Origin of the sequence: Nocardia sp. NRRL S-836, assembly GCF_001279525.1 — a bacterium.
Taxonomy (GTDB): Bacteria; Actinomycetota; Actinomycetes; order Mycobacteriales; family Pseudonocardiaceae; genus Lentzea.
On sequence record NZ_LGDY01000101.1, the window covers coordinates 20,545 to 37,291 of the forward strand.

Annotated in this window: 19 protein-coding genes and 1 pseudogene; 8 read left to right on the forward strand and 12 right to left on the reverse strand. The window is 71.8% G+C overall.

What is annotated here, in order from left to right; genetic code table 11:
• Positions 1 to 6: 6 nt before the first annotated feature.
• A complete protein-coding gene (locus ADL03_RS44775; RefSeq protein WP_063798654.1) occupies positions 7 to 483 on the forward strand; it encodes an FHA domain-containing protein in 477 nt (158 codons plus the stop codon).
• Here ADL03_RS44775 and ADL03_RS20575 read toward each other — a convergent pair.
• From ADL03_RS20575 to ADL03_RS20585, 3 genes are all read right to left on the reverse strand, one after another.
• Positions 392 to 775 (reverse strand): STAS domain-containing protein, encoded by a 384-nt coding sequence (locus tag ADL03_RS20575; protein ID WP_053735137.1) that lies wholly within the window; start codon positions 773 to 775, stop codon positions 392 to 394. The genes ADL03_RS44775 and ADL03_RS20575 overlap by 92 nt on opposite strands.
• Before the next feature lie 155 nt (positions 776 to 930).
• Positions 931 to 2,208: a sodium:proton antiporter gene (locus ADL03_RS20580; RefSeq protein ID WP_053735138.1), complete on the reverse strand. Its 1,278-nt coding sequence runs from the start codon at positions 2,206 to 2,208 to the stop codon at positions 931 to 933.
• An 82-nt stretch (positions 2,209 to 2,290) separates the two neighbouring features.
• The gene (locus ADL03_RS20585) at positions 2,291 to 3,763 is read right to left on the reverse strand and encodes a catalase (RefSeq protein WP_053735139.1); all 1,473 of its coding nucleotides are present in this window, start codon (positions 3,761 to 3,763) and stop codon (positions 2,291 to 2,293) included.
• Positions 3,764 to 3,886: 123 nt separating this feature from the next.
• Here ADL03_RS20585 and ADL03_RS20590 point away from each other — a divergent pair, with 123 nt between their 5' ends.
• Positions 3,887 to 4,564, forward strand: a complete 678-nt coding sequence (locus tag ADL03_RS20590; protein ID WP_053735140.1) for an MOSC domain-containing protein — start codon at positions 3,887 to 3,889, stop codon at positions 4,562 to 4,564.
• A gap of 6 nt (positions 4,565 to 4,570) precedes the next feature.
• On the opposite strand, the gene ADL03_RS20595 is transcribed toward ADL03_RS20590, so the two are convergent.
• The gene (locus tag ADL03_RS20595) at positions 4,571 to 5,218 is read right to left on the reverse strand and encodes a MarR family winged helix-turn-helix transcriptional regulator (protein ID WP_053735141.1); all 648 of its coding nucleotides are present in this window, start codon (positions 5,216 to 5,218) and stop codon (positions 4,571 to 4,573) included.
• A 205-nt stretch (positions 5,219 to 5,423) separates the two neighbouring features.
• On the opposite strand from ADL03_RS20595, the gene ADL03_RS20600 reads away from it, so the two are divergent.
• From ADL03_RS20600 to ADL03_RS20610, 3 genes are read left to right on the forward strand one after another with little or no spacing between them, the layout of a single operon-like run.
• On the forward strand, positions 5,424 to 6,014 hold the full coding sequence (locus ADL03_RS20600) for a protoglobin domain-containing protein (protein ID WP_053735142.1): 591 nt from the start codon (positions 5,424 to 5,426) through the stop codon (positions 6,012 to 6,014).
• Positions 6,011 to 6,565, forward strand: a complete 555-nt coding sequence (locus ADL03_RS20605; protein WP_231642057.1) for a redoxin domain-containing protein — start codon at positions 6,011 to 6,013, stop codon at positions 6,563 to 6,565. The genes ADL03_RS20600 and ADL03_RS20605 overlap by 4 nt, the downstream gene beginning before the upstream one ends.
• A gap of 25 nt (positions 6,566 to 6,590) precedes the next feature.
• Positions 6,591 to 7,130 (forward strand): carboxymuconolactone decarboxylase family protein, encoded by a 540-nt coding sequence (locus ADL03_RS20610; RefSeq protein ID WP_053735221.1) that lies wholly within the window; start codon positions 6,591 to 6,593, stop codon positions 7,128 to 7,130.
• A gap of 206 nt (positions 7,131 to 7,336) precedes the next feature.
• Here the strand turns inward: ADL03_RS20610 and ppk2 are convergent.
• The 8 genes and pseudogenes from ppk2 to ADL03_RS20650 all read right to left on the reverse strand — a co-directional run.
• Positions 7,337 to 8,221, reverse strand: a pseudogene (gene ppk2, locus ADL03_RS20615) (polyphosphate kinase 2); the annotation flags it as partial.
• 40 nt (positions 8,222 to 8,261) lie between these two features.
• Positions 8,262 to 9,026, reverse strand: a complete 765-nt coding sequence (locus ADL03_RS20620; RefSeq protein WP_053735144.1) for an ABC transporter ATP-binding protein — start codon at positions 9,024 to 9,026, stop codon at positions 8,262 to 8,264.
• Complete coding sequence (locus ADL03_RS20625) at positions 9,023 to 9,817, reverse strand: hypothetical protein (RefSeq protein ID WP_053735145.1); 795 nt, start codon at positions 9,815 to 9,817, stop codon at positions 9,023 to 9,025. Before ADL03_RS20625 ends, ADL03_RS20620 begins: the two co-directional genes overlap by 4 nt.
• Complete coding sequence (locus ADL03_RS20630; RefSeq protein ID WP_053735146.1) at positions 9,814 to 10,374, reverse strand: RNA polymerase sigma factor; 561 nt, start codon at positions 10,372 to 10,374, stop codon at positions 9,814 to 9,816. The genes ADL03_RS20625 and ADL03_RS20630 overlap by 4 nt, the downstream gene beginning before the upstream one ends.
• A gap of 54 nt (positions 10,375 to 10,428) precedes the next feature.
• Positions 10,429 to 11,616, reverse strand: a complete 1,188-nt coding sequence (locus tag ADL03_RS20635) for an MFS transporter (protein WP_053735222.1) — start codon at positions 11,614 to 11,616, stop codon at positions 10,429 to 10,431.
• A 99-nt stretch (positions 11,617 to 11,715) separates the two neighbouring features.
• Positions 11,716 to 12,162, reverse strand: a complete 447-nt coding sequence (locus tag ADL03_RS20640; RefSeq protein WP_053735147.1) for a co-chaperone YbbN — start codon at positions 12,160 to 12,162, stop codon at positions 11,716 to 11,718.
• Between the two features lie 53 nt (positions 12,163 to 12,215).
• A complete protein-coding gene (locus ADL03_RS20645) occupies positions 12,216 to 12,566 on the reverse strand; it encodes a rhodanese-like domain-containing protein (protein WP_053735148.1) in 351 nt (116 codons plus the stop codon).
• 88 nt (positions 12,567 to 12,654) lie between these two features.
• Positions 12,655 to 13,593, reverse strand: coding sequence for a LysR family transcriptional regulator (locus ADL03_RS20650; protein ID WP_053735149.1), 939 nt, complete (start codon positions 13,591 to 13,593; stop codon positions 12,655 to 12,657).
• Between the two features lie 184 nt (positions 13,594 to 13,777).
• Here ADL03_RS20650 and ADL03_RS20655 point away from each other — a divergent pair, with 184 nt between their 5' ends.
• From ADL03_RS20655 to ADL03_RS20665, 3 genes are read left to right on the forward strand one after another with little or no spacing between them, the layout of a single operon-like run.
• Positions 13,778 to 14,458, forward strand: coding sequence for a tRNA-dependent cyclodipeptide synthase (locus ADL03_RS20655; protein ID WP_053735150.1), 681 nt, complete (start codon positions 13,778 to 13,780; stop codon positions 14,456 to 14,458).
• A 4-nt stretch (positions 14,459 to 14,462) separates the two neighbouring features.
• Entirely contained in the window at positions 14,463 to 15,761 is a 1,299-nt protein-coding gene (locus tag ADL03_RS20660; RefSeq protein ID WP_053735151.1) for a cytosine permease, read from the forward strand.
• A 22-nt stretch (positions 15,762 to 15,783) separates the two neighbouring features.
• Positions 15,784 to 16,719 (forward strand): LysR family transcriptional regulator, encoded by a 936-nt coding sequence (locus ADL03_RS20665; protein WP_053735152.1) that lies wholly within the window; start codon positions 15,784 to 15,786, stop codon positions 16,717 to 16,719.
• The last annotated feature ends 28 nt before the right edge of the window (positions 16,720 to 16,747 follow it).

The following is a 16,747-nucleotide window of genomic DNA, read 5'->3' on the forward strand; positions in this document are numbered from 1 at the left end:
CCCGGCATGATCGGTGAAGTCGTGCACGCGGGGATCGCTCAGGCCACAACGCCGGCGGTGACGCTCACCGGCAGGTACCCGGTCACCATTGCGCTGGCCGGACGGGTCGCCGTCATCGGGCGTGATCCAGGCTGTGACGTCGTGCTCGACGACATCACGGTGTCGCGGCGGCACGCGGAGCTGCGGTTCGACGGCGGCCTGATGACCCTGGAGGACCTCGGCTCGCTCAACGGCACCTACGTCAACCGCAGCCCGGTGCGGGAGGCGGTGCTGCACGACGGCGACACGATCTGGATCGGCGAGCACCGGATGACCTTCCACGCGGCGCTCGAACGGTCCGCGCGCGGCTGTGCCGTCCACACCGGAACGACCGCGCGGGCGGGGGACCGCCTCAGCCGGCCGTCCGGGCGCTGCGGGCGGCGGACAGCGCTTGCTCCACGTCCGGGTACAGCTCCAGCCATTGATCCAGTCCGGACGCCGTGATCGGCCGCAGGACCACCCGGTGAGCCGCCGCGACCCGCAGCGGAACGCCCGCTGACCTGGCCTTGCGCTGCTGCACCACGAGCTCGTTGATGCCTGCCGAGCCGAAGAACGTGACCCCGGAGAGGTCGACCACGACGGGGAACGGTGCCGTCGCCATCGCGAGGGCGATCTGCAGCTCGTCGTGCAGAGCGGCGACCGTGTCCTGGTCCAGCTCACCGATGGCGCGCACCACGACCGCGAGGCCGTGCACCTCGCGCTGTACGTGTAGCGGGCAGTGGAACGTGTTCGACATGTGCAGCCTCCTTGTCCCTCGCGACCTCGTGCCGGAGGAAGGACGCAGCTGCAGGCTCAACCGCTCAGGTTGACTGTAGCCCCCTGCGGGCCGATTGCACACAGAGCGGGATGCTGATCACCATGCGGGATCACCCGTCAGTGCACTGTGGACGGTCACACCGGCGTCGTGGCCGCGTTGGCGGCGCCGCCCTTCTGCCGCCGTTTGCGGTCCAGCAGCCACATCACCGGTGACGCCGACAGGCCGTGGACGAGGACCGAGCCGATGACCACCAGGCCGACGACCCGCCAGATGCCGTCGTGGTCGCCGAACCGGCCCTCGCTCAGGGCGTAGGCGACGTAGAACAGCGACCCGACGCCGCGGACGCCGAAGAACGCGATGACGGTCCGCTCCCGCACGCCCGTCTTGCCCCTGAGCAGCCCGATCCACCCGGCCAGCGGCCGGATCACCAGCAGGACCAGTGCCGCGACGGCGATCTCGCGCCAGCTCACGCCCGTGAGCAGGCCGCTGGCCGCCGCGCCGCCGAGCAGGAACACGATGAGCACGGTGAGCATGCGTTCGGCTTGCTCGACGTAGCGGTGCAGCACCTGGTGGTAGCCGTGGTGGCGTTCCGCGGACCTGATCGTGCAGGCGCAGACGAAGACGGCGACGAACCCGTAGCCCTCCGCCAGCTCCGTGACGCCGTACGCGAGGAACGTCGCGGCCAGTGCCACGAACCCCTCGGCGTGCTCGGCGAGGCGGAACTTCTCCGACGGCACCGAGAAGAACAGCTTGCCCAGCAGCCAGCCCACGCCGACACCGACGGCCAGCCCGCACCCGAGCCGCCAGAGGACGTCGACGGCCAGCCAGTGCCCGAACCACGCGGAGGGTGCCACGCCCGCGACGCTGATCGCGATGGCGGCGTAGGTGAACGGGAACGCCAAGCCGTCGTTGAGCCCGGCCTCCGAGGTGAGCGCGAACCTCGCCTCGTCCTCGTCGGTGTCCGGGTTCTCCGCCGGTTCCGCGACCTGCACCTCGCTCGCGAGCACCGGGTCGGTCGGTGCCAGTGCCGCCGCCAGCAGCACGGAGGAGGCGACGCCGAGGCCCAGCGCGCTCCAGCCGAGCAGGCCGACGGCGAGCATCGACAGCGGCATCGTGATCGCCAGCAGCCGCCAGGTCGTGGCCCACCCGCGCAGGCTGACCGCCCGGTTGAGCGCGAGACCGGCGCCCATCAGCGAGATGATCACGCAGATCTCGGTGAGGTGCAGCAGTATGGCGCCGTGCCGGTCCGGATCGGGGTCGGGCAGCTGCTCCACGACCGAGAACGTGAGTGCGCCGGCGCCGAGGAACAGCATCGGCATCGACACCGGTGCGCGGGCGAGCAGCCGCGGCAGCAGCGCGGCGGCCAGTGTCGCGAGGCCCGCGCCGGTGTACAGCAGGGAGCCTGGATCCACTGTGCGCCATCCGATCGTCGAAAGGCTCCTGGTACCCGAGGCACCTGTGCGCAAACCTCGCGAACCGGCCGTCCGACGAGGGTCACACCCACAGCGCGCCGATCGCCTCGCACGCCTTGCGCACGCCCTCGCCGTACGCGGGATCGGCCTTGGCGCAGTGGGCGATGTGCCGTTCGACGGTCTGCGGCCGCGCTCCCCTGATCGCCCGCGCGGTGTTGTCGAACAACGCCTGCTGCTGCTCGGCCGTCATGAGCCGGAAGAGGTCTCCCGGCTGCTCGTAGTAGTTGTCGTCGTCCGCGCGGAAGTCGAACCGGTCGGCCGCGGCGCCGACGGCCTGGGCGGGTTCGGCGTAGGCGGGCTGCTCGGCCCAGCGGCCGGAGTTGTTCGGCTCGATGCCGGGCACCCCGCCCTGGTTGCCGTCGACCCGCATGGCGCCGTCGCGGTGGTAGGTGTTCACCAGCCGGGCGCCGCTGGGGTGGTTGACCGGGATCTGGTGGTGGTTGACGCCGAGCCGGTACCGCGCGGCGTCGCCGTAGGAGAACAACCGGCCCTGCAGCATCCGGTCCGGGCTCAGCGAGATGCCGGGGACGACGTTGGCCGGGGTGAACGCGACCTGTTCGACGTCGGCGAAGTAGTTGTCCGGGTTGCGGTGCAGCCGCAGCTCACCGGCTTCGACGAGCGGGTAGTCCTCCTTGCTCCACACCTTGGTCAGGTCGAAGGGGTGGAAGCGGTAGTGCGCGGCGTCGGCCTCCGGCATGACCTGCAGGTAGAGCTTCCACGCGGGGAACTCGCCGCGTTCGATGGCGTCGTACAGGTCGCGCTGGTGCGACTCGCGGTCGCGGCCGATCAGCGCGCCGGCCTGCTCGTCGGTCAGGTTCTCGACGCCCTGCTCGGTGCGGAAGTGGAACTTGACCCAGTGCCGCACGCCGTCAGCGTTGATCATGCTGTAGGTGTGCGAGCCGAAGCCGTGCATGTGCCGGTAGGAGCGCGGGATGCCGCGGTCGCTCATGACGATCGTGACCTGGTGCAGCGCCTCGGGCAGGTTCGTCCAGAAGCCCCAGTTGTTCTCGGGGTCGCGCAGGTTGGTCCGCGGGTCGCGCTTCACGGCACGCGCCAGGTCGGGGAACTTCAACGGGTCGCGGAAGAAGAACACCGGCGTGTTGTTGCCGACCACGTCCCAGTTGCCCTCGGCGGTGTAGAAGCGGACCGCGAAGCCGCGGATGTCGCGTTCGGCGTCGGCCGCGCCGCGTTCCCCGGCCACCGTCGAGAACCGCACGAACGTCTCGCACCGGTTGCCGACGGCACCGAACAGCGCGGCACCGGTGTACGCGGTGAGGTCGGCGGTGACGGTGAACGTGCCGAACGCGCCGGAGCCCTTCGCGTGCATCCGCCGCTCGGGGATCACCTCGCGGTCGAAGTGGGCGAGCTTCTCCAGCAGCCACAGGTCCTGCAGCAGCACCGGACCGCGCGGCCCCGCCGTGAGGCTGTTCTGGTTGTCGGCGACCGGTGCGCCGGCGGCCGTGGTCAGCGGGTCGGTGTTGTCCTCGAACGCCATCAGGTGGACCTTCTCCGATCAGAGGTGGTGATGAAGTACTTAGGACTCCTACCTAGAACTGTGTCATGCTGGGCGCGCACGGCACAAGTGGTCCGGGATCAGTTCGAGGAACGGGGAGAGCCGATGACCGACGCTCACGTGGTGGCCGTGTCCACCGGTGTGGTGCGGCAGCTGCCGTGGCGGGGACGCGCGGTGGCCACCGGGATCGCGAAGTCGCCCACGGCGCAGCCGGTGGCGGTCGGTCCGCTCGGGCTGGCCGGTGACGAGCAGGGGGACCGGGACAACCACGGCGGGCCGAACAAGGCGGTCCTGCTCTACCCCGGCGAGCACTACGCGGCCTGGGCCGGTGAGATCGGTGAGCTCGCCACGCCCGCGTTCGGCGAAAACCTGACCACGTCAGGGCTGCTGGAGAGCGACGTCGTGCTCGGCGCGGTCTACGCCGTCGGATCGGTGCTGCTGCAGGTGTCCCAGCCGCGGCGGCCCTGCTACAAGCTCGCCGCGCACCACGGGATCGACGACCTGGCCGTGCGCACCCAGCGCAGCGGCCGCACCGGCTTCTACTGCCGGGTGCTGCGACCGGGACGGCTCGTCCGGGGTGACCGGCTGGTGCTGGCGGACCGGCCCGCGCACGGCATCACCGCGGCCGAGGTGCACCGCGTGGTCAACCTCGACCGCGGTGACCTGGTCGCGGCAAGGCGCCTGCTCCGGCACGCCGAGGTGCTGCCCGAGTCGTGGGCGAAGATGCTGGCCCGCCGGCTCGGCGGCCGGCTCGAAGACCAGGCCGCGCGCCTGCACGGCTGAGGCGCCTCAGGGCGCGGGCGTGCGCTGTCGGCGCGGAACCGTTGAAGCGTCTGGGGTCTGCGGTTCGTGCTTCGGGCAGTCCGTGCGCAGGCCGGCCAGCGGCAGCGGTATCCGCAGCAGGTGGCAGTGGTGCGGTGCGGCCGGGTCCGGGTGCTCGTCGGGCCCGAAGAAGCGGCACGTCGTGCATGTGCGCGCCACGCTCACCACGCCCGTGCGCTGCAGGTCCGCGATCACCCGCAGGAGCGTGTGCAGGGTGGTCGCCCGGTCCGCGTCGGGCAGTGCGGCGAGCGCCGCCGTGAGCGGTCCGTCCCATGAGGACAGTCGCAGCGCGACCTCCGCGCCGGCGGGCGTCAGTGCCAGCGACCTGCGGCGTCCGTCGGAACCGGGGGAGCGCGTGACGAGCTCCTTGCGCTCCAACGCCGCCACGGCATCGGACATCGTCGGCGTGGTGACGTCGAACTCCTGCGCCAGCGCGGCCACCTCGCGCCGCACCCGCGACTCCCGCGCCAGTGCCAGCACCGCCTGCTGTTGCAACGGGGTCAGCCCGTGCTCACGTGCCGTGCGCTGGGCCAGTGACCGCATGCCGTGCCCGAGCCGTTCGAGGGCGTCGGCCAGCCGCCGGTCGAGTCCGGCCGTGCCGTCGGTGTCTGTCATGCGATCCGCCTCGCGCTCAGGGCTTTCCCGGCGATCGTACGTGCCGGCCGCAACCCGGCGCCGGTGAGACCTGGCTCACGGGTGACGACAACTAGGTAGGAGCCCTATCTAGTTTGTGGCAGACTGGCGAACGCCTCCTCCGAGACCGGTCCGGTCTCGGCCAGTCACCCCGGCCCGTCTTCGTCGACATCGCGAAGGAAGCGTCATGACCACTCCCGAACCCGTACCGGGCTACACCCACGACGACCCCGGCCTCGCGCCGTCCCCCGTCACCGCGGCCGACCTCGAGTCGCTGCTGGCCGGCGTCCTCTTCGGACCCGCGGACCAGGAGGCGCTGCGCACGGCCGGTGAGGTCCTCAGTGGACAGATCGAGCAGGTGCTGGACGTCTGGTACGGGTTCGTCGGCGCCCACCCGCACCTCGTCGCCTACTTCTCCACCCCGGACGGCGTGCCGATCGCCGGCTACCTGGCGCGGGTCAGGGCCCGGTTCGGCCGCTGGATCATGGACACCTGCACGCGGCCCCACGACGAACGCTGGCTGGCCTACCAGCAGGAGATCGCGCTGCGCCACACCGAGCCGAAGAAGAACCAGACCGACCACGCCGACTCGGTCACGCACATCCCGTTGCGCCACATCATCGCGTTCATCTACCCGATCACCGCGACGATCCGGCCGTTCCTGACCGCGGGTGGCCACGACGAGCAGCAGGTCGACGCCATGTTCCAGGCCTGGTTCAAGGCCGTCACGCTGCAGGTCGCGCTGTGGTCGCAGCCCTACGCCGGACGGGCCTGGTGAGCCTCCCGCTGTCCCCACCGGCCGATCCGCTGACACCTGCACCGCCGTGGGAGACCACCGAGTGGTTCAACAGCGAGCCGCTCGACCTCACCCGGCTGCACGGCCGCGTCGTGGTGGTGGAGGCGTTCCAGATGCTCTGCCCCGGCTGCGTGAGCCACGCACTCCCGCAGGCCACGCGCCTGGCCAGGACCTTCGGCGACGACCTCGCCGTCGTCGGCCTGCACACCGTGTTCGAACACCACGACGCGATGACCCCGGTGAGCCTCAAGGCGTTCCTGCACGAGTACCGCATCACCTTCCCGGTCGACGTCGACGCGGTGCGCGGCGCACACCTGGTCACCTTCGGCCGCTACCGCATGCGGGGCACGCCCACCACGGTCCTCATCGACCGCGACGGGATGCTGCGCGGCCGGCAGTTCGGCCAGGTCGACGACATGGCGCTGGCCTCGGCCGTGACGCGCCTGCTCGACGACGCCGTGCCCCCTGCCGTCCGCACGACCCGCGACACCGAGCCACCCGCCGTCTGCGCCGTCGACGGCACCTGCACCTGACCCGTTGGAACACGAGGAGAAGACCATGTCCCGCATCGACCTCACCAACCCCGACCAGATCACCGACGAGCGCGCGGAGACCCTCGCGCAGATCAAGGGCGCCTTCGGCCTGGTGCCCAACATGTTCCGCGCCGTGGCGAACTCACCCGCCGCCCTGCGGAGCATGTGGGCCCAGTTCGGCGCACTGGGCAACGGCAAGCTCGGCGCCAAGCTCGGCGAGATGGTCGCCGTGGCCGTCGCCGACCGCAACCGCTGCGACTACTGCCTGTCCGCGCACACCATGCTCGGCAAGAAGGCCGGCGCCACCGCCGAGGAGATGACCAACGCGCAGAGCGGCCGGTCCGACGACCCCCGCGCCGCCGCCGTCCTGACCCTGGCCACCACCCTGGTCGACCACCGCGGCCGGCTCACCGACGCCGACGTCCAGGCCGCCCGCGACGCCGGCCTGAGCCAGGAGGAGATCGTCGAAACGGTGGCGCACGTGGCGTTGAACGTGTTCACCAACTACATCAACGTCGCGCTCGACGTGCCGGTCGACTTCACCCGCGTGTCGCTGACCCGCTGAACCGGGCGGCGAGCACAGCACGGATCCGGGGACGGGCGCAGGCCGTCCCCGGATCCGTTGCGCGCGAAGGACAGCACGTGCCCGTCGAACACGGTGACGTCGAGCGCGATCCGCAGGACTCACGGGTGCAAACCGGGCCCCGGCTCCACACCGGGCGCGATCGGCGTCGGGCTGAGCGCGGTGTCGTCCTCGCCCTCCTCCAGCAACGTCGCCGCCGCTCCGACGACCCGGACGTCCGGAGTGCCGATCACCTCGCAGTCCTTGTCGGCGTAGTCGAACCGGGCGAGCACGCTGCGCATGGCCTCGATGCGGGCCCGCTTCTTGTCGTTGCTCTTGACCACCGTCCACGGCGCGATCTCGGTGTCGGTGGCGCGGAACATCGCGACCTTCGCCTCGGTGTAGTCGTCCCAGCGGTCCAGCGACTTGATGTCGTTGGGGCTGAGCTTCCACTGGCGCACCGGGTCGATCTGCCGGATGGCGAACCGGGTGCGCTGCTCCTTGCGCGACACCGAGAACCACAGCTTGACCAGCAGCACGCCGTCCTCGACCAGCATCCGCTCGAACTGCGGCGCCTGCTTCATGAACAGCTCGTACTCGTCCTTCGTGCAGTAGCCCATGACGTGCTCCACCACCGCGCGGTTGTACCAGGACCGGTCGAACAGCACGATCTCGCCCGCGGTGGGCAGCTCGCGGACGTAGCGCTGGAAGTACCACTCGCCGCGTTCCCGCTCGCTCGGCTTGCCCAGCGCGACGGTCCGCGCGCCCCGCGGGTCGAGGTGTTCGGTGAACCGCTTGATGGTGCCGCCCTTGCCGGCGGCGTCACGTCCCTCGAACAGGATCACGAGCCGTTGCCCGGTCTCGCTCACCCAGTACTGCAGCTTCAGCAGCTCGATCTGCAGCAGCCGCTTGAGCCGCTCGTACTCCGGGCGCGACATCCGTTCGTCGAACGGGTAGTTCTCCTGCCACGTCAGCACTTCGCGGCCGTCCGCGTCGCGCAGGACGGGTTCGTCGTCGTCGGGGAACTCGGCGGTGTAGCCCTCGGCGAGGAGGTCTGCGTCATCGACAGTCAGGTCTGTCACGAAATCGTACATACCCGGCACTTCGGAGGTGTAACCGTCGGCGGCGGGGTCCTCACCACGACCCGCGGCGGTGCGGGGTGCCGAGCACGGCGCTGTACCCGCGTTCGATCGGGCTGTCACCGGGGTGACCGTCGGTACCGGCCGCCGCGAGCTGTCCCGGCGTGCCCTGGAACACGAGCTTCCCCCCGGCCAGCAGCACGACGTCGGTGCACGCCGCCGCCACGTCCTCGACCAGGTGGGTGGAGACGACGACGCAGGTGTCGGTGCCGAGCTCGGTGAGCAGGTCGCGGAACCGCAGGCGCTGGGCCGGGTCCAGACCGGCGGTGGGTTCGTCCAGCAGCAGCACGTCCGGGTCGTTGACGATGGCCTGGGCGATGCCGACGCGGCGGATCATGCCGCCGGACAGCGTTTTGAGGCGGTCGTCGGCGCGGTCGGCCAGGCCGACGCGGTCCACGGCGCGCTGGACGGCGGCGGGGATGTCGTGGCCGGGCACCTCCTTGAGCCACGCCATGTACTCGACGAACTCGCGGACGGTGAAGCGGCGGTAGTGGCCGAACTCCTGCGGCAGGTAGCCGATGCGGCGGCGCAGGGCGCGTTGTTGCCCGCCGCCGAGCAGGCAGAGCGTGCCGGAGGCGGGGCGCAGCACGGTCGCGAGGGCGCGGATGAGGGTGGTCTTGCCCGCGCCGTTGGGGCCGAGCAGGCCGTGGACACCGCGTCCCATGGTCAGCGTGATGCCGTCGACGGCCATGCGGCGGCCGGCGCGCACGCGCAGGTCGCGTGCCTCGATCTCGCACGCGAAGGTGGTCGGTGCGGTCATCGGTGGGCCTCCAGGCGCGTGAAAGCGGTCCTGCGCAGCGTGGTCACGAGCAGGCCGAGTGCAAGCAGCGCGGCCCACACCGGGGTCGCGGCGGGATCGAGCACGACGGGCGTGCGGCTCAGCGCGACGGTCGGGGCGACGATCACGGCGGCCCACAGCGCCACGAGCGTGACGGCGGCACGGGTGACGCCGACCAGGCCGCCGAGGGCGAGGGTGCCGGCGGTGAACGCGAGGCACGGCAGCAGCCACTGGGCCAGTGCGGCGCCGGTCGCCGAACCCGCCGCGAGCAGGCCAGGCACCACCACGGCGAGCACGGCCGCGGTGCGCCGGAACACCAGCGGCAGTCCGGCGCGCGGGGTGGCGGCGATGAGCTCGTGGGCCGGGTCGAGTGCGCGGCCCCACGACGCCGCCACGCCCAGCACCGGCAGCACGGGCGCGACCAGCAGCACCAGCGAGACGCCGCCGGGTGCCGCCGAGCTGAGCCGGTCCAGCGCGACGGCGACGGTGGTGACGAGCACGACCATGGCGAGCCACGGACCGGCCGCGGGGGAGACCCAGGCGGTCAGCCGGCGGCGCCACGTCCGTGCGGGCGGCATCTGCGGGGTGTGGTCGAGCAGCGGGGCGAGACCGGCCCACACGGTGTCGGTGAGGGGGTCGGGAGCGAGCCGGCCGCGGCACGGCGCACAGGTCTCCAGGTGCGACTCGACGGCCCACAGCTGGTCGGCGGCGATGTCGTCGTCGCCGCGCGCGTAACGGCGCAACAACCGCTCGCCGGGGTGGTGTGCGGTCATGACAGCGCCTCCCGCATCGCGATCCGTGCCCGCCTCGCGCGGGTCTTCACGGTGCCCTCCGGCACCCCGAGCAGCACCGAGGTCTCCCGGACCGACAGCCCGTCGAGCACCATCGCCTGCAGCACCTGCCGCAGCTCCGGCGCCAGCGTCCGCAGCGCGTCACCGACCTCGTCACCGACCACGCCGTCGAGCGCCTCGTCCTCGGCCGCGCGGACGACGGGTTCGGCCGCGGCGGCGGCCGGTGGCCGGGCGTGGTGCGCGCGGCGGCGGAAGGCGTCGACCAGGCGGCGGGCGGCGATGGTCCACAACCAGCCGACCGCGCTGCCACCCGTGGCGGCACCGGCGAACGCGCCGGCCGCCCGCCACACCGCGAGATAGGTCTCCTGCAGCACCTCGGCGACGACCTGCTCGTCCGAGCAGCGCCTGCGCAGCCGCACCGCCAGCCACGGCGAGGTGCGGCGGTAGAGCTCCTCGAACGCACGGCGGTCACCCCGTGCGACCCGGCGCACGAGGTGTTCCTCGTCGAGGTCGGCAGGCTCACCCCGAATCGCTCTCACACCCTGCAAGACGTCGAGACCGCCGCACAGGTTCTCACCCAGCTGTGGCGTGCGTCACGATCGACCGCCGGGACCGCGTTCCACGGTCTCCTGCCCGGCCCGCCGTGGAACCCGCCGCAGCGCGGGGCTGTGCAGACGCAGCGCGACGAGCAGCGGCAGCACCATGACGGCCGCGGCGGTCGCGCCCAGCGCGGCCGGCTCGTGGTCCAGGACCACGCCACCCAGCGCCGCACCGCCCGCGACGGCCGCGTTCCACGAGGCGATGGTCAGCGACTGCGCCGAGTCCGCGGTGCGGCCCGCGACCAGTGCCGTGACGGCCTGGAACGCCGTGGGCGTGCCACCGAAGGCCAAGCCCCACAACGCCATCGCGAGCAACAGGTGCGCCGGGTCACCGCCGGACAGCGTCACCAGCGCGACGGCGAGCGCCGCGGCCGCCGGGCACACCACCAGCACACCGCGCGGGAACCGGTCCAGCGCTCCGCCCACGGCGAGGATGCCCATGACGGCCGCGAGCCCGAACACCAGCAACGCCGTGCTCAGCAACCACTCCCGTCCGACGCGGGCCAGCACGGGACCGAGGTAGGTGTAGAACATGTTGTGCGCCAACGAGAACGTCAGGACCATCAGCACGACCGGCACCATCCCCGGCACGCGCAGCGCCGCGCGCGGGCTCACCCGCACCGGCTCCGCTGCCACCGGCGGCACCGCGGCCGCGACCCATGCCAGCAGCGGCACGGCCACCACGCCCATCAGCACGAACGCCCACCGCCACCCCACCAGCTCACCCAGCACCGTGCCCGCCGGCACGCCCACCGCGAACCCCAGCGGCGTACCGGCCATGACCACGGCCAGCGCGCGCCCGGACAGCCGCGGCGGCGCGAGCCGCATCGCGTAGACGGCGACCAGCCCCCACATCACGCCGGTGACCGCTCCGGACCCGACCCGCGCGGCCAGAACGAGCCAGTACCAGGGAGAAACGGCGATGACCAGGTTGGTCACGGCGAACCCGGCCACGAGCGCGAGCAGCACGGGCTTGCGCGGCAGCCGCGCGGTCCACGCGGTCAGCGGCACCGCGGCGAGCGCGGTGGTGAGGGCGTAGCCGGTGACCAGGTGCCCGATGGTCGAGGGCGGCACGCCGAAGTCGTTCGACATGCCCAGCAGCAGCCCGGCGGGCAGCACCTCGGTCAGGCAGCCGAGCAGGACGATGACGGCCAGCGCGAGCAGGGCGCGCAACGGGAGCACCACCGGCTCCTTTCACAGGGGAACGCGGTAACCGGCGCACCGCGGCGGCCGGGCGGGCGAACGGCCGGCGTCCTGACGCGAGGACGCCGGCCGGCCGGGTCAGCCCTTGGCGAGCTGGGCGTTGATCCACGACCGCAGCGCGGCCTCGCCCCGGTACCCGACGTTGCGCGAGCCGGGCAGCTCGGCGGCGTTGCGCATCGGAACCAGCGTCGGCAGGTACTGGATGCGGTACTGCGACGACAGGTCGCGACTGGTGTCGACGTCGACCTCGCCGAGCAGGAACCGGCCGTTGTACTCGGCGGCGAGCCGCTCGATGACCGGCTTCATCTGCCGGCACGGGCCGCACCAGGTGGCACCGAAGTCGAGGACCACGAGCTTGGTCCGCGAGATCTCCAGGATCTCGGCGTGGTTGGCGGAGGTGACCTTGACGACGTTCTCGCCGGCCGTGGTGGCCGGTGCTGCGGAGGCGGGGGCCGCGATCATCAACGTGGCGGCGACCGCGACGACGGCCACGCCGGCACGGCGCAGCCTGGTGAGCAGGGACATGGGTGATCTCCTGTAGGTGGCAGGGTAAGGCGGCGGAACGCAGGGGGAGAACTTCAGTCCGAAGTGGACGTCGGCAGGCCGGCACCGACCCAGTCCTCGATGCCGCCGCGGTACTTGCGCACGTGGGCGTACCCGAGCTGGGCCAGCCGGGCGCCCACGAAGTCGCTGTTGCGGCACGGCGCGTTGGCGCAGTAGACGACGATGTCCGCGGACTTGTCGGGCAGCACGTCAGGGGCGTGCCGGTCGGTGAACGCCGCCGCGTCGTCGTAGGGATAGCCGGGGATGTTCACCGCACCCGGCAGGTGTTCTCTTTCGTAGTACGCCACGGGCATGGTGTCGACCACGACGAGTGTGCCCGCGTCCATCCCGTTCCTGAGCTCGTCGCGCGTGATCAGCGGCAGCATGGCAGAGGTCCCTTTCCGGCGGGTCGGCGCGATTGCGGCGGTGCACCGAGTGTGTCCACGCCGGGCGGTCGCGCCCACTGCCGGTCGGCTATGCCACGCCGTTATCCGTCTCCAGCCAGGATCCGCGGAGCCCGTTCTCCCGCGCCAGTTTCCGGTAAGCGGGTACCGCGGCGGCGTGCACCTCCGCGAACCGCGCGGCCAATGGGTGGTCGGTGCGCCACAACAGGACGTGCTGCACGGTCAGGGGATTCCCGGTCAACGGCCGCAGCACCATTCCCGGCGTTTCCGGCGTGGTCGGCTGGACCAGGCACACCCCGTGCCCGCCGGCGACCAGCCGGAACCGCAACGTGTCCACGTCGTGCGCGATGCGCGGCGTGAAACCGTGCGCCAGGCACATCTCCCTGAACACGATCCGGCAGCCGTCACCGCAGCTGGACACGATCCAGCGCTCGTCGGCCAGCGCCGCGAGGTCCACCGACGGCTCGTCCGCGAGCCGGTGCCACGACGGCAGCGCGACGAACGACGGCTCGGTGACCACCCGCGCGGCCCGCACCTCACCGGGCACCGCCAGCGTCCGCGGCCCGCAGATCAAGACCAGCGCGAGGTCCACGCACCGGTTCACCACCTGCTGCACCAACCGGCTGTGCGACATGTCCGCCCTGGTCGTGAGCTCGTGGCCGGGCATCAGGTCGAGCACGCACCGGAACACGTCCGGCGCCAGCGCGCTGTCGTTCCACCCGACCCGCACCCCGCTCTCGGCCTGCTCGTGGCCGCGGAAGTCGCGGTCCAGCTCGTCGAACGCGGGGATGATCGCCTCCGCGCGCGACAGCACGAGCGCGCCGATGCGGGTGGGCGTCACCCCGCGCGGGTCGCGGTCGAACAACCGGTCGCCGACGAGCTGCTCGATGCGGCGCAGCTGGTGGCTGACCGCGGGTTGCGGCAGGCGTAGTTCGCTCGCCGCCCGGTTGAGGCTGCCCGCCCGCGCGATGGCGAGCAGCACGCGCAAATGCCGGACCTGGAGTTCCATGTCCCCCATTACGCTCGCTCAACCGCGCGCTGTCACCAGTCCGTTCAGCTCAATGCGTGGCGTCTCATAAGGCCGCGGCATGACCGTTCGGCATTACCTGTGAGGTGGACTCGTACCCATAGTGGTCGGAATCCCGAACTTCGGGTTTTCCCTGCACCCCTGTGAAATCCCCTCGGAGTCGACGGTGTTGCTCACCACCCCGCTGACCGAGCACTGCGCCCGTCCGTTGCGAAGCGGCCGGCACGTGTGCGTCGGAATAAGCCCGTTCAACAGCTACTTCTCGGTCGGGCGCATCACCGCGCTGGCGCGCTGGGCGATGGCCGAGTTCGAGAGCTTCCACTTCTTCGTCCCCGACCGGGCGGCCGCGTTCACGCTGGAGGCGCTGGGCTACGAACCCGCCCGTGCCAAGACGAAAGCACACCGCCAGGGCCAGTACGTGGTCAACAAGGTGTGCCGCGCGCTGTGGGACGTCGGCGTACCGCGTCCGGAGGACCACGTGCTCGACGGCGCGACGCTGGCCGAAAACCCGTTCTACCAACGACTGCTCACGAACGCGCACGACCTGTTCGACCACGACGAGGACTTCGCGCGCCACTGCCTCGACGCCACCCGCTGGGTGCTCGACCGCAAGCTGCCCGACGGCGAGGTGCCCACCCAGCTCCAGCTGCGCACCGCCGTGCGGTACTTCCTGGCCGAGCTGCCCATGTTCGTCGACACGCCCGCCATCACCGGCGTCGACAGCTCCGTGTTCGCCTACCACCAGCGGGTCGAGTTCCTCGAACGGCTCTACGCCCGTGAGCTCAGCTGGCAGCCGCACCCCGGCCAGGGTTTCGTGCTGCTGCGCCCCGACGACGAGGAGAGCTGACCCCGTGCACGACGACTACTCGCTGCGCCGGCTGCCCGACTCCGCGCGCTGCTCCTGGATCTCCGTTGCGGTGCAGCGGTTCGGGCAGGTCTCCTCGTTCCACCAGTTCCTGCTCGGCGCGGTGCTGGGCTTCGGCATGACGTTCTCCGACGCCGTGCTGGCGATCACCCTCGGCGCGGTGATGCTGGAGGTCGTCACCGTGCTGATGGGCGTCGCCGGGATGCGCGAGGGCGTCTCGACGTCCGTGCTGGCGCGCTGGGCCGGGTTCGGCGGCCGCGGGTCCGCGCTGGTGGGCCTGCTGGTCACGCTGAGCCTGGCCGGCTGGTTCGGCGTGCAGAACGACGTGTTCGCCCACGGCCTGCACGCGTTGATGGGCGGGCCGCCGGTGTGGGTGTGGGCGGTGTTCGGCGGGATCGCGGTCACGGGCATCGTCGTCGCCGGGTTCCACACGATGGCGTGGACGGCCTACCTGACCGTGCCGGCGTTCCTGCTGCTCGCCGGATACGCGATCACCCAGGAGCTGCGCCGCCACGACCTCGCCGACCTGGTGGCCATGCCCCCGCCCGGCCCGGCGCTGTCCGTCGCACAGGGCACGACCCTGGTCGCGGGCGCGTTCATCATGGGCGCGGTGATGACACCGGACATGACCCGGTTCAACCGGCGGGTCGGCGACGTCGTCAAGCAGACGCTGATCAGCGTCACGCTGGGGGAGTACCTGATCGGCCTGACCGGGGTGCTGCTCGCGCACGCCGCACGCAGCGCCGACGTCGTCGCCGTCATCACCTCCACGTCCGGCGTGCTCGGCACCCTGATCCTGGTCACCGCCATCATGAAGATCAACGACTGGAACCTGTACTCGGCCTCGCTCGGCCTGGTCAACACCGTGGACGTGCTGCTGGGCCGCACGCTGTCACGCACCCGCGCGACGCTGGCACTGGGAGCACTGGGCACCCTGCTGTCCGCGCTCGGCATCCTGGACCACTTCACCACGTTCCTCACCTGGATCGGAGTCATCACCCCGCCGGTCGCGGGCATCGTGATCGCCGAGTACTTCGTGGTCCGCACGTGGCGCCGGGAGCTGGCCGAGTCGGGTGCCGCGGGCGAGCTGCCGCCGGACCCGCCGAACTGGGTGCCCGCGTCCCTGCTGTGCTGGGCGGCCGGCGCGGGCGTCGCCGCGTTCGTGCCGGTGGGCATCCCGACGATCAACTCCGTGCTGGTGGCGTTCGCGCTCTACGCTGCCATCGGAAGGACCGTCGGGATCATGCGGCCGCCGCCCGTGTCCCGCGTCGACACCCACCGCTAGACGGCGCAGGGAGTGTGACGGCATGGAGCTCGACGTCCACCACCTCCGGCTCGTGCGGGCCATCGGGCAGACCGGCAGCCTGTCCGAGGCCGCGGTGGTGCTCGGCATCAGCCAGCCCGCCGTGAGCGGCAAGCTGAAACGCCTGGAGAACGCCCTGGGCCAACGCCTGTTCGACCGCGGCCGCGCCACGGCGGTGACCCCGACCCCGACCGGCGAGCTGCTGCTCAGCCGGGTCGCCGCCGTGCTGCCGCTCATGGAAGGCCTGGTGCACGACATCGAGTCACGCGCCGGCCTCGCCACGGCCCGGCCGCGGGTGGGCGGCGTGTGCTCGCCGATCCTCGGTCACCTGCCCGCCATCGCGGCCGCGCACCTGCCCGCCGGACAGGGCGCCACGCTGCTGGACAGCGACTGCCGCGACCTGGTCGTGGACCTGGTGGCCCAGCGGCGGCTGGAGATCGGGCTGGTCAAGGACTACCCGGGCTACGAGGCGGCGGTGCCGGCCAGCGTGGCGACCGCCGTGATCGCGCTCGACCCGACCATGGTGGTGCTGCCGGAGGACCATCCCCTGGCGCGTCACAAGGTCGTGCGGCTCGACCAGCTGGCGCAGGAGGAATGGGTGCTGCCGCCGCCGGACTCCGGGCGGTTCCACGAGTACTTCCACGCCACGTGCCGGTCCGCCGGGTTCACGCCCCGGCTCCGCCACGTCGCGGAGAACTACTCGACGACCGTGGCCGCGGTGCGCAGCGGTGCGGTCGGGCTGTCGCAGGCCGCCTGCGAGGGGCACCAGCAGGTGGCGGTGCGGCTGCTCGCGGACGACGTGCTGACGCGGCGGTTCCTGCTGCTGTGGCACCGGGAAGGGGTGGTCGCCGCGCACGCGGGACCGGTCCTCGACGACGCCGCGGCGGCTTACCGGGCCGAGTGCCGCGCCTCGCCGGTCTACTCGCGCTACCTGGCCTGACTGTGCCGGGGTGCTTGCGTCGTGTGGG